Source organism: Sinorhizobium sp. 7-81 (assembly GCF_030124405.1).
In the GTDB taxonomy this organism is placed as follows: domain Bacteria; phylum Pseudomonadota; class Alphaproteobacteria; order Rhizobiales; family Rhizobiaceae; genus Sinorhizobium; species Sinorhizobium psoraleae.
In genome coordinates this window covers 287,508-301,756 of record NZ_JASKLT010000005.1, presented here as the reverse complement: position 1 = coordinate 301,756, position 14,249 = coordinate 287,508, and the positions used below count along the sequence as shown (strand labels likewise).

General features: G+C 61.2%; 14 protein-coding genes, 1 tRNA gene and 1 pseudogene. 12 read left to right on the top strand and 4 right to left on the bottom strand.

Features of this window, described 5'->3' with window-relative positions; all coding sequences use genetic code 11:
* The first annotated feature begins 33 nt into the window (after positions 1-33).
* On the top strand, positions 34-513 hold the full coding sequence (locus tag QN224_RS19315; protein ID WP_283977974.1) for a DUF302 domain-containing protein: 480 nt from the start codon (positions 34-36) through the stop codon (positions 511-513).
* Positions 514-839: 326 nt separating this feature from the next.
* On the opposite strand, the gene QN224_RS19310 is transcribed toward QN224_RS19315, so the two are convergent.
* Positions 840-1,751 carry a LysR substrate-binding domain-containing protein gene (locus tag QN224_RS19310; RefSeq protein WP_283977973.1) on the bottom strand — a complete coding sequence of 304 codons (912 nt, stop codon included), beginning with the start codon at positions 1,749-1,751 and terminating at the stop codon, positions 840-842.
* Between the two features lie 113 nt (positions 1,752-1,864).
* On the opposite strand from QN224_RS19310, the gene QN224_RS19305 reads away from it, so the two are divergent.
* The 6 genes and pseudogenes from QN224_RS19305 to QN224_RS19280 all read left to right on the top strand — a co-directional run bounded on the left by QN224_RS19305 (position 1,865) and on the right by QN224_RS19280 (position 6,296).
* Complete coding sequence (locus QN224_RS19305) at positions 1,865-2,731, top strand: pirin family protein (RefSeq protein WP_283977972.1); 867 nt, start codon at positions 1,865-1,867, stop codon at positions 2,729-2,731.
* 138 nt (positions 2,732-2,869) lie between these two features.
* A complete protein-coding gene (locus QN224_RS19300; protein ID WP_269280580.1) occupies positions 2,870-3,511 on the top strand; it encodes a hydrolase in 642 nt (213 codons plus the stop codon).
* 95 nt (positions 3,512-3,606) lie between these two features.
* On the top strand, positions 3,607-3,903 hold the full coding sequence (locus QN224_RS19295; protein WP_283977971.1) for a putative quinol monooxygenase: 297 nt from the start codon (positions 3,607-3,609) through the stop codon (positions 3,901-3,903).
* A gap of 31 nt (positions 3,904-3,934) precedes the next feature.
* Entirely contained in the window at positions 3,935-4,138 is a 204-nt protein-coding gene (locus QN224_RS19290) for a hypothetical protein (RefSeq protein WP_283977970.1), read from the top strand.
* Positions 4,139-4,174: 36 nt separating this feature from the next.
* Positions 4,175-4,360, top strand: a pseudogene (locus QN224_RS19285) (hypothetical protein); the annotation flags it as partial.
* 1,414 nt (positions 4,361-5,774) lie between these two features.
* Positions 5,775-6,296, top strand: a complete 522-nt coding sequence (locus QN224_RS19280) for an AAA family ATPase (protein ID WP_283977969.1) — start codon at positions 5,775-5,777, stop codon at positions 6,294-6,296.
* Positions 6,297-6,717: 421 nt separating this feature from the next.
* Here the strand turns inward: QN224_RS19280 and QN224_RS19275 are convergent, their stop codons facing one another.
* The 3 genes from QN224_RS19275 to QN224_RS19265 all read right to left on the bottom strand — a co-directional run bounded on the left by QN224_RS19275 (position 6,718) and on the right by QN224_RS19265 (position 10,618).
* Positions 6,718-7,512, bottom strand: coding sequence for a helicase (locus tag QN224_RS19275; protein WP_283977968.1), 795 nt, complete (start codon positions 7,510-7,512; stop codon positions 6,718-6,720).
* Between the two features lie 54 nt (positions 7,513-7,566).
* The gene (locus tag QN224_RS19270) at positions 7,567-9,375 is read right to left on the bottom strand and encodes a hypothetical protein (protein ID WP_283977967.1); all 1,809 of its coding nucleotides are present in this window, start codon (positions 9,373-9,375) and stop codon (positions 7,567-7,569) included.
* Between the two features lie 1,153 nt (positions 9,376-10,528).
* A tRNA-Ser gene (locus tag QN224_RS19265) sits at positions 10,529-10,618 on the bottom strand.
* 305 nt (positions 10,619-10,923) lie between these two features.
* Here QN224_RS19265 and rplU point away from each other — a divergent pair.
* From rplU to obgE, 5 genes are all read left to right on the top strand, one after another.
* Entirely contained in the window at positions 10,924-11,298 is a 375-nt protein-coding gene (gene rplU, locus QN224_RS19260) for a 50S ribosomal protein L21 (protein ID WP_173508772.1), read from the top strand.
* A 32-nt stretch (positions 11,299-11,330) separates the two neighbouring features.
* Positions 11,331-11,600: a 50S ribosomal protein L27 gene (rpmA, locus tag QN224_RS19255; RefSeq protein WP_097539554.1), complete on the top strand. Its 270-nt coding sequence runs from the start codon at positions 11,331-11,333 to the stop codon at positions 11,598-11,600.
* Positions 11,601-11,731: 131 nt separating this feature from the next.
* Positions 11,732-12,364 (top strand): GNAT family N-acetyltransferase, encoded by a 633-nt coding sequence (locus QN224_RS19250; RefSeq protein WP_173508771.1) that lies wholly within the window; start codon positions 11,732-11,734, stop codon positions 12,362-12,364.
* Positions 12,361-12,945, top strand: a complete 585-nt coding sequence (locus tag QN224_RS19245) for a GNAT family N-acetyltransferase (protein ID WP_283977966.1) — start codon at positions 12,361-12,363, stop codon at positions 12,943-12,945. The genes QN224_RS19250 and QN224_RS19245 overlap by 4 nt, the downstream gene beginning before the upstream one ends.
* 292 nt (positions 12,946-13,237) lie before the next feature.
* Positions 13,238-14,248, top strand: a complete 1,011-nt coding sequence (gene obgE / locus QN224_RS19240; protein ID WP_283977965.1) for a GTPase ObgE — start codon at positions 13,238-13,240, stop codon at positions 14,246-14,248.
* The last annotated feature ends 1 nt before the right edge of the window (position 14,249 follow it).

Here is a 14,249-nt window from a genome sequence, read left to right as displayed (position 1 = left end):
AGCCCATTCGGGGCTAGAGAGAGGAGCTTTGAAATGAAGAAGATCAACAATGCAATGCTGTCGGCGGCCTTGATCACCGCAACCACGGTGTTGGGTCAAGTGTCGACAGCAGAGGCCGCAGATAGCAACGGCATCGTCACGGTCAAGAGCCGCTATTCGGTCAGCGAGACGGTGAACCGCATCAAGGGCAGCGTCGAGGAAAAGGGCATCACACTCTTCGGCATCATCGACCAGGCCAATCTCGGCAACGCTGCCGGTAACGAGGTGCGTCCGTCGCGTCTGGTGATGTTCGGCAATCCGGCACTCGGCACGACTTTCATCACCGCCAATCCCCTCGCCGGACTCGACTGGCCTGTCCGGGTCCTCGTCTATCAGGCGAAAGACGGATCCGTATACGCCGCCTACACCGACTTCGGCTGGATTGCAAAGCGCCATCGAATTTCGAGCCGAGACCGCGAATTCGCCATGGCGTCGCAGGTGATCGAAGCGGTCACATCAACCGTCAAAGAGTAGAAGCGCGGCCAAAGCGCTCGTCCTGTTCCTTATCCGGGAGCCGGCGAGCGCTTCTGCACTTCTCTATGGCGACGGCCTTGAAGGCACTCAATAGGAGCGCCTCGACCATTGCGTGCTCGCCTTGAACCGGCTCGAGCCGTAGACCCCCGATGAAAACTCACCTTGCACAAGAGTAGACCTCGTCACGGCATCGCTCACTCAACGGGCGCCTGCCCACTCTTGCAAAAGAGGATGTGGGAGTTGCAGACGGTTGCCTTCAAGCTTTTGGGGGCAACCAGCGCCTACTCCCGTCTGCTTGATCGTCATCCGCCGAGCCTTTGGATCGGCTACACGGTTGCTCGCTTCCTCGCCTCGGCGCATTCCGCCGCGAGGAAATCAAGCAGCGTTCGAACGGAAGGAAGAAGGCCGCGCCGGGAAGGGAAAACGGCATGGACAATGCCGGCGCGCGGGCGCCAGTCGGGCAGCACGTGAACGAGCCGGCCCGCTTCGACCTGCCGCCAGACCATCATCGTCGGCAGCGACACGATCCCCACGCCGGCAAGGGCCGCTTCGCACAGTGCTGCCATGTCATCGGTAACCAGCCGTGGGACGTGCGGAACATTCGCCGTCTGGCCGTCGGCATGTTCGAGCTGCCACTGATAGTCCCGTAGCGGCGGTCCGAGCGTAACGCTCGGCAGATTGTGCAGGTCGGCCGGCGAGCCGATCGTTCGGCCGGCCAGAAGCGCGGGACTCGCGACCAGGCATTGGGTGCTGGTGTCGAGCCAGCGCATGACCAGATCGGTCGGCTCCAGCGGCGGGAAGCGAACGCGAATGGCGACGTCGAAGCCCTCCGCGATCACGTCGACGCGCCGGTTGGAGCTTTCCAGATGGATTTCGACAGCGGGATAAGCGGTCAGGAAGCGCGAAAACAGCGCCCCGAACTGGAAATTGATCAGCGCCACCGGACAACTCACCCGTATGACGCCTCGCGGCTCTGCCCGCACTTGGGCGATGATCTGGTCGGCAGCCTCGGCCTCGACCAGCATGGCGATGCAGCGATCGTAGTATTCGCGGCCGATCTCCGTCACGGAAAAGCGACGGGAGGACCGGTTAAGCAACCGCACGCCGACGCGCTCCTCCAGCTGCTGAATGCGTCGGCTGAGCTTGGACTTCTGCATGCCGGTGGCGCGGGCCGCCGCGGCGAAGCCGCCATGGTCCACCACCTGGACGAAGTAGTAGAGATCATTGAGGTCTTGCATCGTCCTATTCTTAGAACGCTGCGTCGAAAATCGCAATCTTATACGGACTTCATTGCAGTGATACCTTCAATGGCAACAGACGCTTCGAACACTGCCTCCACTGGAGATAGATGATGAGCAAGACAATTCTCGGCCGTTACGGCAACAATCGAAGCCACTGGGTGGGCGACGGTTTTCCGGTCCGCTCACTCTTTTCGTACAGCAGTCTCGGGCAGCACGTCAGCCCATTTCTGTTGCTCGATTATGCGGGACCCCACCATTTCGAGCCGACCAAGCAGCGTCGCGGTGTTGGCCAGCATCCGCATCGCGGCTTTGAAACGGTGACCGTCGTCTACGACGGTCAGGTCGAACACAAGGACTCGGCCGGCAACGGCGGGATCATCGGCCCCGGCGACGTGCAGTGGATGACGGCGGGCGGCGGCATACTGCATGAGGAGTACCATGCGCCTGCATTCGCCAGGACCGGCGGTCCGTTCCGGATGGTTCAGCTGTGGATCAACCTCCCGGCCAAGGACAAGATGGCGCCTGGCGGATATCAGGGCATCGCCTCGGCCGACATTCCCGTGCTGGATCTGCCCGACGGAAGCGGCAAGGCGCGGGTCATCGCGGGCGAACTGCTCGGCGTCAGAGGGCCGGCGAAGACATTCACGTCCGTCAACATGTGGGATTTTCGTCTTAAGGGCAACGCCGAGCTGAAGCTCGACCTGCCCGAGAACCATACCGCCATGCTGGTGGTTCTCTCCGGCCGGATCACGGTCAACGCCAGTCAGGAGGCCGGCGAGGCCGAGATGATGCTCTTGAGCCGCGAGGGCCGTGATGTCTTCGTCCATGCAAATGGAGATGCCATGCTGCTCGTCTTGACGGGCGAGCCTATCGACGAACCGATCGTCGGCCATGGTCCCTTCGTGATGAACACCGAGGCGGAAATCCGCCAGGCGTTCGACGACTTCAAGAGCGGCCGGTTCGCACCGGCGAGCTGACATCTCGGCCATTCTAGGAGGCCGAACTCTTCTTTAGAATCGGGACGGTTGACGCGCCCGCGCCGTCCCTACCTGCCGGGAGACGCTCTTCCGCGCCGGCACGATGGCGGGCGCCCGCAAACCAGAAAGGACGAACTCATGGCCAGCGAACCCATTCGAGATCCGAAATCGGATCAACTGCTGACACCGCAGAATGCGGCCTTCGTCATCATCGACTATCAGCCGGTGCAGGTGAACTCGATCGCCTCGATGGACCGGCAGCTGCTGCTGAACAACATCGTCGGCTGTTCGAAGGCGGCCGTCGCCTACGGCCTGCCAATCGTGCATTCCACAGTCAATGTGCAGACTGGGCTCAACAAGCCGCCCGTTCCTCACATCCGGAAGGCCCTGGACGGCTATCCAACCTATGACCGCACCAGCATCAACAGCTGGGAGGATGTCGAGTTTCGCAAGGCCGTCGAGGAGACCGGCCGTAAGAAGCTGATCATGACCGCGCTCTGGACCGAGGCGTGCCTGACGTTCCCGGCACTCGATGCACTGGCGGAAGGCTATGAGATCTATGTGCCGGTGGATGCGGTAGGCGGCACGTCGGTCGCCGCGCACGAGGCCGCGCTGCGTCGTATCGAACAGGCCGGCGCCAAGCTGATTTCGACAGTCCAGCTCTTCTGCGAGCTGCAGCGGGACTGGAAACGCAGCGAGACCGTCCCCGCTTTCATGAACCTGTTCATCGAAACGGGCGGTACTCCCGGCATCCAGTTCTCCTACGACCGTAGCGAATAGAATCTAACGAAGAATATGGCGGCAACCGGCAGTGGCTGGTTGCCGCCGGTTGAAGCGGCAGTTGGCACAGCACTTTTCCAGCAGGAGAGTAAGTTATGAGCGACATTCATGTCGTGGCCATTCTTTATGCCAAGGAAGGACGCGAGGATGGCCTGCGTGCCGACCTGATGACACTCACCCGGAAGTCAGCGGCAGAGGAAGGCAATCTGCGCTACGAACTCTTTGCTGATGCGAATGATGGCCGGCGGTTTGTGTTGGTTGAACACTGGCGCGATGCCGAGGCGCAAGGCAAACATCACAACCAGTCGGAGCACATCGCCCATTTTCATGCGCACGGCGAAGATAACGTCGAGCGACGCGAAGCCGTTCACTTTCTCAAACGCATCGCCTGAGCGCATTGGGCCTGCTGGCGAGGCGCGGCGCGTGGCTGCGCCGATGAACTGCGGTCAGGTACAGGTGCCGACCCCAGTTATGGCCAAAGACCGCTCCGCGCTTGCTGCATGCACGCGGCGCCGGTCTCAACTCCTGATTTGCGACGACGTCCTGTCGGGGCTCGATGCCTTGGTGCAGACCAGGATCATCGAACTGCTGAAGTCCTATGCTTACGGATATATGGCGACATATTAGCCCGTGCTGTAGAATGCCCAGCAAGAGGAGAGCGCTATGGATCAGGAAAAATCAGATCTACAGATCTCGCGGAGCGATGAAGATCGGCGTGAGTTTCTGAAAAGTTGCGGGCGCTTCGCAGCGGTAACTCCTCCGCTGGTGACGATGCTACTCTCAACCAGTCTCACATCCGATGCGATCGCAAAATCCGGCGGTGGCGGTGGCGGGCCTAAAAAAGGCAACGCTGGAAAGGGTGGAAAAGGGAAATCAAAGTCCCGGCCGTAAAAATTATGGCATATTGATTCAATCAAGCGAGCTACTGCATGTCTCCTTGAATCGACCTCGATTCAAGGACAAAGACATGCAGAAATTCAAAGTGCTACAGCGTCCTTTGCGCGTCTGATAAGACGCGCGGCGCTGTAGATGCGAGCTTTCAACAGGTTGCCCGTCCGGTCCCAGCCGGAAGGCTGAGGTTGTCGAAGCTTCGGCGATTCTCTGAGGGTCGAGCCCTAATTGCGCATGTGGTGGCCGAAGGACAGCAGCCGACGGCCGTCGCCGCGGCTTTCGGTTCTGTGTAAAGACATCCACAAATGGTGGGACGCAATCGACGGGAGGGCGAGACCGGCCTCAAGGACCGCAGCTCCCGCCAACCAGCCGTAATCGATGGACTACGATGGCAACCCCGCTCCGCGATGCTCGCGCGGGAGGGTGATCCCGTTGGGACCTTAGTCCGATATGGCATCGCCAGAGGTCTTAGACCCGTTGTGGAATGTTCCTGGCGACACATATCCGGGGTTGGGCGCCAGCGACGGCTTTCTCCAACGCCGCCGTCGGCGCGCTGGGGTCCCAGAGCGATGGCAATAGTCCCTTCTGGCGTTCTGGGACCTTCTTTCCTTGCCTAAAGAAACCAATCGACAGGGACCTCAACCGGCGTCCTGCTCCAACCACTCCCCCCACGACATCATTGATGTCAGAACCGACGGTAGAGCCAACACAAGCGGGACCCGCGACAAAGGCACAGGCCCCACTCTAAATTTTTGCTGAAATGATTAGGTTCTTGTGAGTGCCCGCCGCAGCGAACCCCTAGAGAGCTAGGGGGGCATCAACCTTGATCCATGGGACCTTAGTCCGATTTGATCCGCCAAAAGTCCTAGCCCTTTGCCGAATGCTTTGACCCGGCCGAACTTTTCCGACTTTGGTCCGATTTCCAGAGGCTAATGCAGGGCCAAAGGTCCGATGCGCCGCGCCGCCAGTCGCGGTATCTTTCTTGGATATGGCTCCTGCTATCCATGGCGGCTAATTCCGACGAAATCGTCAGTGGCAACCGCCGTGGGCCATGAGGTCCCAGAGCGACGTCCCAATGCCCCCAATACCGCCCGCTCTGGGACCTGCCCCCATTTCACTTCCGCTGCAGACACTCAGTCACTTTCTCACGATTCGGGCCAGCTTCGCGGATCGCCCCGAGCGCGCCTGATCGGAACGGATGTCGGACCGGGCGGGAAACCGCCGGGTCGATGCGTTTGTCGAGGTCAAGCACCTTTCGCGCTTTCCCCTTGCTGGGAGGAGATGACATTCATCGTCAGCAGTCGGCCCTAAGCAGCCATATACAACATTCAAATACGTCGCATATCTTGGATGAATCCCATGGGAGAGAACTGTGCGCCAAATTCGACTGATTGTTACAGCAGGACTGCCAGGTTCAGGGAAAAGCATTATCGCTGAAGGGCATGCCAGGGCGATTGGCGCGCCCGTTCTCTCTGTTGATCCGATAGAGGCTGCAATGTGGCGATCTGATATTCCCAAGTATATGACGGGAATAGCTGCCTATGAAGTTGCGGCAGCTGTGGCGGAAGAGAACCTGAAGCTCGGATTGACCGTCATTGTGGATGCCGTAAACCCTGTGGAAGCTGCGAGAGCGACATGGGTTCGACTATCGAAGCGTCAAAAGAGCAAGCTGATTTTCGTAGAAGCCCACTGTTCCGATGAGGGTGTTCATCGCAAGAGAATTGAAAACCGGGTGCGCGGCATTACAGGCATGCCTGACATACCGTGGGAGCGCGTGGAAGAACGTCGCGCCGAATACGAGCCGTGGTCCATCGATCGCATAACGATTGATACGGCAACGAAATCTCCGGAGGCTCTGGTTCAGGACGTGCTTGTGCAAATGGGGGACGTCTGAACCACGACAAGGAATGTCCGCATTCCAGCCGAAATCGCTGCTCTACAGGAGCAGAAGTTCTTCTTAGCAACCGGCCCCTTCCAAATTGTGCAGCGTTCAACGTCTTTTCGCGCTACGCTTCCTCTTCCTGATGGTTGTGGCTGTTACAGACCGACCACTTTATAGCATCAGTTCGGGTTGCACACCTTCCCCTCCGGTCGGAGAAGACGGGGCACGAAGCCGATTAGCCCATCTATGTTGTTGACCCCGCGGTAGAAGTCTTCGCCTTCGATGATCATCTCCCTTCCGGGCGCCGCGCGGCGCCCCCGGGCACGGTCGTCGGCCAGACGTTCCGCAGCGGCCACCGCACGTATCTCGCCACAGGAATCTCTGAACGCTGCCGGGAGACTGCTTCGCCCAAACAGTAACGCTGCGGCCTCGTCTAAATCACCGCGATAACTCTGCCGGAGGAATCGAGGCGACAGCTGATGCGCGCCTGACGGACCTCGACGTCGTTCGGACCGGCATAGTCTATGCGAACCGTCAGCGGGGCGGTGAGATCGCCGCCGCGACCCCGGTTCAAGGGGCCGGCGCTTGCCGCGCGCACCCGCACGGCTCCAAGGGGGGAGGCCGCCGACGCGATCGCGTGAAGGCAGGTGCGAACCACGGTGCCCGGGGTAGCCGGAATCGCCGCAACTGGCGCCGGCACCCGTAACAGGTAACCCCATTCGCCTCGCTCGGTGACGGCGCGCTTCTGTTTTAACGGCAGAAGCATGCGAGGCAAGACAGCGGATTGCCGTGTCGCGGTCGCGGGAGCAACGCCAGCTTTCATGTTAACCGGATTGCCTGAAGCATTCGTCGGATTGTTATCCGATATCGCTCCACTCGCCGACCTGCCCCCCAGATCGAAACCTTTAGCCGCACCACCTGAGGCACCTCCCTGACTGGCGCCCTTTCCGCCACCTCTCGATGCCCCGACTCCCGAATGGGAGCCCTTCGATATGCCGCCACTTTTCCCGCCGGCCTTGCTGCGGGACCTACTGCTTGATCCCGCATTCTTGCCGACCGAGGCTCCCACCTTTGCTCCGCCCGCACTAATCCCCACCGAGACGCCATTCTTGCCGACGCTCACACCGGCGCCGAGCCCGACACCGCCGGCCGAGACGCCGAGGCCCAGACCCCAGGCGGGCCCGATCGCAACCGTGATCAACAAGGTGGCAGCGAGGTACTTGCGCATCGCGATTTTCCTCATATTCGGCAAATCCACCCTCGAAAACCGCCTTCCAGTGGTTTACCAAAGGCCATTCACGAGCCGCTCTTTGGGGAGCAGTGCGTAGGGGAGCACGATCGTCAGAGGTCGAGCGGGTGGCGTCGGCCTGCGGACCTTCACCCGGCGGACTTCCCGCAACGCTGGTTCACGGGCCGATCGAGCGCTCGTCTTTACGGAGTGCTTCCTTGCACGTTCACTTGCGCGACCGCTGGCCCGCGACTTTGCTACCTGTTCGACATCCAAAATGCGGCGCTCCGTTCTGGCGTTGGGGCTGTCATTTTCCTTAGCGGCCCGAAGTTTTCGGCCGTTGGCCCGCTCGCGCTCGTCTCCGAGCGCCTTGCGCTGTGCCGCTGAGACCCGACTCAATTCTTCCTTTGCCGCGTCGCGTTCCTGACGGGCAGTGTCCAGATCGCGCGCGAGCGATCTTCCCTTCTCACGCTCCAACGCGAGCGCTGCGCCAGCCTGCTTTGCCGCAGCCTCGGCAAACTTCCGAGCCTCGACGGCGGCATCCCGCTCTGCCGCGCCCTGATCGACGAGAGCCTTCAGCGAACCGGTCGACTGGCGGGTCAAGGCAATATCGTGCTCATAGGCTTCAAGCTTCTGCCGCTCGTCGTCGAGCGCTCGCCTCGCGGCGGCTAGAGATGCCTCCGCGACGTGTCGCGCTCTGAGCGCGGCAGCCTTTGATCGGATTGCCCCAGCGGCTTTGGCCCGGAAATCCTGCATCTCGTGCAGCGCCGCCACCAGATCGCGTGAGAGCCCCTCGGCTCGTTGGCGCTGTTCTTCAGCGGCTTGACGGTCTTCGGCCGCACTCTCGGCCGCTCGTTTTGCCTGAGCGTCAGCGGCGGCGGCGGCGCGCCGTGTTGCATCAAGCTCGCTTCTGGCCTCCGCCAGATCGTGTAAGAGCCCCTCGGCTCGTTGGCGCTGTTCTTCAGCGGCTTGACGGTCTTCGGCCGCCCTGTCGGCCGCACTTTGTGCCTGAGCGTCAGCGGTGGCGGCGGCGCGCCGTAGTGCATCCAGCTCCCTTCCGGCCGCTACCAGATCGCGTGAGAGCCCCTCGGCTCGTCGGCGCTGTTCTTCAGCGGCTTGACGGTCTTCGGCCGCCCTGTCGGCCGCACTTTGTGCCTGAGCGTCAGCGGTGGCGGCGGCGCGCCGTAGTGCATCCAGCTCCCTTCTGGCCGCCGCCAGGTCCCGCCGGAGAATTTCCTCACGCTCACCACGAGCCGTTGGCGCAGCATCCTTTATGGCGGCGACTTCCTTGCGCGCAGCGAGCAGCTCTTGCTCCAATGCGTCAGTCTTAGCACGTTCGCTCTCAGCCACCTCATGAGCCTTGTTGACCGCTGCTTCCGCAGCCTCCCGTGCTCTGACCGCCGCGTTCGCTGACTGCTCGAGTTGAACGCTCATAGCTTTGAGATCGGCCCATGCGGCACTGAGTTCCTGCGTCAAGGTGGCAACCAGTTGACGCTCCACAGCGAGGCCTTGTTTGTGCAGGAACGCGTCTTTCTCGTCGGCCCGACGGGCAGCTCGCGCTTCTCCGCGAACCGTTTCGAGCTCCGCGCGAGCGGCCGCCAGATCGCGAAGTAAAGCTTTGACCCTTGAGCGTTCTTGCGCGAGAGCTTGCGACAGTTCCGTCGCCGACGGCTCCTCGATGCGCGGTTGCTCACCCGTCGGGCGCCGCGCGACAGCGGTGGCGGCGCGCGATGACGGCCCTTCAGGCGCCGGCGTTCGTCGCAGTACCGTCGTGGCCGGAGTTCCCTGGCTGCCGCTTTCGGGGTGCAAGCGCTTGGCTATCGGTTCCGTCAGTTCACTCGCACGCAGACCGACCGCTGGCATCTCGACTGTGTCTTGCAGGGATAGCCTGTCGTCAGTTGCTCTTGCGGGCGATCCAAGCAACATAATAAGGCAGAACGGGATGAGGCTCAGGGCGGCACCAACCGGCACCTGCCGGGTCCGGGGCCTTCCCAAGGTTCGGCTCCTACAGAGGAATGCAGGGCGGTCGCACGCGGCCTTGGATCTCTGAACAAGATCCATTTCTGATCCTTCCGTCCATGCGCGGCTGGCACGAAGGCCATGCGCACGGCACTGATGATCCGCAAACACCTTGCTTAGGGTAGCAAAGCCGGTTGGCAGCAGCGAGCTTCAAAAAGGGATTAGGGCATCCCCCAAATTCATTAATTCGACCCTGTGACCTAGCTCAGGATAGCTCCTTTGGCTTAGGCGGCTTGCCCTGTTCCGCGCGCAAGGTCGGCGAGCTTACGGATGCGAATGTGGGATTCTGCCCTATTCCAGTAGGGAGAACCGGAACACATTAGCCGGGAGTCTCGCGTCTGGGATTGGTGGAGCGCAGCCTTTGAATGACATCCCATTCTTCCGAGATTGGCCATTTGTGTGCCCGCCCTTTGCCCTAGGGCCATTCCATCGACACACGAAGCTGCCACGGCGCCCAGGCTGGCGGCAATGTCCTCGTCGATCATGGAGTGCTTGTTCTTGCATGAGACGCAGTACACCTCATCGAGACGGCACGCACGCTTTGCCCCGGTACGACGCTTGTGATGGAAGCCGTTCACGTCTTCGCCACGGAGGAGCCGCTGATCTGCCTCTATGGACCGCAGACCGTACTTGATCCAATTGGCCAGGGTGGTTGCGAGAGACGCAGACGCGTCGAGGGTCATTTTTCCTTCGGCGGATGAGGATCAGTTGCGCCCGACGCGATTGCATCGAGTTCTTGCTGATTGGGAATTTGCTGGAAACAATGAACCTTCGCTATCGCGAGACATGCGTCTTCCTCTCTCCGCCTGTCAGGCGGGGTTGAAAGGACTCATGCGCTTTGGCAGGTATCACGGATCCGGAACTGGATGTCCGCGTGTATGTTCATGGAGGCTCATGAAAGCTCAGCTGGCAATATAGATTCACAGGTGCCGACCACGCGCCGGCCAACGTTTTACTGATGGGCCGAATACGCTAGCCGAAAAAACATGGCGATAGATGGCGGAGAGGGGGGGATTCGAACCCCCGATGGGCTTGCACCCATGCCGCATTTCGAGTGCGGTGCATTCAACCACTCTGCCACCTCTCCGCGGGGCCGGTTGGCGCTTTGTCGGCGCGGTCGGGTTCATAGCGGCAGATTTGGGCCCTGACAAGGGGCCGCTGAAAGAATATCTTGCTTGGCCGCGCCTTTCGCCTTGACAGGGAATAACGATTCCCGTAATCCGCGCAATGAAGTGGTGTGGTCTGCCCGCACCGCGACGGGTAAGAGTTTGTGCCCACCCACCTGGTGGAGGTCAAGGGTTTTCCGAGGCGCTCCGCTCAATGTAGCGACTGATAAAAAGACGGCCTTGCCCTTTGAGGTAATGAGCCGGACCGAACATGAAAGGATAAAGAATGTTCGCAGTCATCAAGACCGGCGGTAAGCAGTACCGCGTGGCGGCCAACGACGTCATCACCATCGAAAAGCTGGAAGGCGTTCAAGGCGACAAGATTGAATTCACCGAGATCCTGATGGTCGGCGCCGGCGCCGATGCCACCATCGGTGCTCCGTTTGTCGAAGGTGCCGTTGTCAGCGCCGAAGTTGTGGAACAGGGCCGCGCCAAGAAGGTCATCGCCTTCAAGAAGCGCCGCCGCCAGAACTCCAAGCGCTCGCGCGGCCATCGCCAGCATCAGACGACCGTCCGCATCCTGGACATCGCTGCTGCCGGCGGCAAGGCGAAGAAGTCTTCGAAGAAGACCGAAGCCGCCGCTGAAGCTGCTGCAAACTGAGTTTGGGATCGAAGGTTTAAAGGAGAACACCAATGGCACACAAGAAAGCTGGCGGTTCGTCGCGCAACGGTCGCGATTCTGAGTCCAAGCGCCTTGGCGTGAAGAAGTTCGGCGGCGAAACCGTCATTGCAGGCAACATCATCGTGCGCCAGCGCGGCACGAAGTGGCATCCGGGCGCCAATGTCGGCCTCGGCAAGGACCATACGATTTTTGCGCTTACGGCAGGCAACGTGGACTTCCGTACGAAGGCCAATGGCCGCGTGTACGTGTCTGTAATGCCGAAAGCGGAAGCAGCGGAATAAGCCGGTAGCGCTCTAAAACAGCCGGCGTCTCATCGACCCGGCTGATGCACCCGCAAGGTTCAAAAGCCAGACTTCAAAGGGGAGATGGGGCAATACCCAACTCCCCTTTTCGCATGTCTGGAGGAAGAACCATGCAAACCGAGCTCTTGAGGGAAGACCAATCCCGGTCTCCCGAACAAAGGCTGAGGCCTCAGCGGTCAAGGACCGATTGCCCGATATTGTTATCACCACGGCTCGTTTTGCGCGCTCCCCATGAAGACGATATCGACGCCCTTGCCCATCTTGCCAACAACGCCAATATCGCCACCATGGTCTCGCGCATGCCGCATCCCTACACCACGGCGGATGCGGCCGATTTCGTGCGACGCGCAAAAGCCGGCACGATTGGCAAGTGCGTCTACGCGATTACCAAGGCGGACAATGGCGCATTCCTGGGTTGCTGCGGTATAGAGCCGCATCCCGACGGCAAGACGGCGGAGCTCGGCTACTGGCTGGGTGAACCCTATTGGAACCAGGGCTACGCCACCGAGGCGGCACAGGCGCTGACGGACATGGCCTTCCGCACCCGCGACATCGACCAGATCGATGCGCGCTGCCGGGTCATGAATATCGCCTCGCGCCGTGTCATACAGAAGTGCGGCTTCCAGTTCCAGGGCTCCGGCATGGTCGACAGTCTGGCGCTGGGCGGCATGATGTCCGTCGAATGGTACCGGCTCGACCGCAAGACCTGGGTTTCGCTGAGAAGCTGGGGAGGCATGCGATGAACGCGCTCGTTTCCGAACGGTCGCGGATCATCGTCCGTCCTGATCCCGGCCCTTGCCCCGTCATCGAGACGGAGCGGTTGCGGCTCAGGCCGCACCGACTTGCCGATGCCGAAGCGATCGCCCAGTCGCTCGGCGATTTCCAGGTCGCGCGCATGCTGGCGCGCGTCCCGGCGCCCTATGACCACCAGGACGCGCTCGACTGGCTGAACCGCCAGGCGGCCAATGTCCTGCCCGACTGGACGCTCGCCATCACCACGGGCGATGACGTCCATATCGGCTGCGTCGGTATCGAGCTCCGGCACGGTCAGTGGCATGTCGGCTACTGGCTGAACCGGTTCTATTGGGGCAAGGGTCTGGCGAGCGAGGCGGTCCATGCGGCCATCGAGCGCTTCTTCCGGCGCATGCCGGAGACGGTGCTCCACTCGGGCGTCTTTGCCGACAATCCCGGCTCCTTGCGGGTGCAGGAGAAGCTCGGCTTCAGGATCACCGGCTGCAGCCAGATCTATGCGCTCGCCCGCAATGCCATGGTCGCGCATATCGAGACCCGGCTGACAGCGGCGGATCTGCGCCGGCCGAACTGAAGGAGAGACCCGCGAAGGTACTGCACATGCAGCAATTCAAAGTGCTACAGCGACCTTCGCGGGGTTTTCCGAAGACACGGCATCGCCGTCGCAGCGAAAGATGCGCGTCTTTTCCCGCGGCGCGATGATGTCGACATGATCGAGAGAGGCGGCGATGCGCGCCGGGTCGAAGTGCCATCGAGACCGACGCTCTATTGATTGTGATAGCCAAGAAACCGCACGATAATCTTTGACCTCCCGAGGAAGCACCTATATCGATGGCGGCGAATATTACCGAACAGATGGCAGCCACATGAAATTTCTCGACGAAGCGAAAGTCTATATCCGGTCGGGGGACGGCGGCGCAGGCGCGGTCTCGTTCCGCCGCGAGAAATTCATCGAATTCGGCGGGCCGGACGGCGGAGACGGCGGCCGCGGCGGCGACGTCTGGGTCGAGGCCGTCAATGGTCTCAACACCCTGATCGACTTCCGCTACCAGCAGCACTTCAAGGCGAAGACGGGCATGCACGGCATGGGCCGCAATCGCACCGGCGCCGGCGGCGCCGACGTGACGCTGAAAGTGCCGGTCGGCACGCAGATTTTCGAGGAAGACAACGAAACGCTGATCGTCGACATGGTGGCGGAGGGCCAGCGCTATCGGCTGGCCGCCGGCGGCAATGGCGGTTTCGGCAACGCCCATTTCAAATCCTCCACCAACCAGGCGCCGAACTGGGCCAATCCAGGCCTTGAAGGCGAGGAAAAGACGATCTGGCTCCGGCTGAAGCTGATTGCGGATGCCGGCCTCGTCGGCCTGCCGAATGCCGGTAAATCGACCTTTCTCGCCGCCTGCACCCGTGCCCGGCCGAAAATCGCAAACTATCCCTTTACGACGCTCCACCCCAATCTCGGCGTCGCCACGATCGATGGCCAGGAGTTCATCCTCGCCGACATCCCCGGCCTGATCGAGGGCGCCCATGAAGGTATCGGTATCGGCGACCGCTTCCTCGGCCATGTCGAGCGTACACGCGTGCTCTTGCATCTCGTCTCGGCGCAGGAAGAGGATGTCGCCAAGGCCTACAAGACAGTGAAGCACGAGCTCGAGGCCTATGGCGGCGGGCTGGAGGACAAGCCGGAAATCGTCGCACTGGCACAGATCGACGTGCTCGATGAGGATGAGTTGAAGGTCAAGGCCAAGGCGCTCGCCAAGGCCTGCGGGTCGCCGCCGCTTTTGATTTCGGCGGTCACCGGCAAGGGCATGACCGAAGCGCTCCGGGCGCTTCGCAGCATCATTTCCGCAGCCAAGGCCGGAGAAGAGAGCGCCTAGA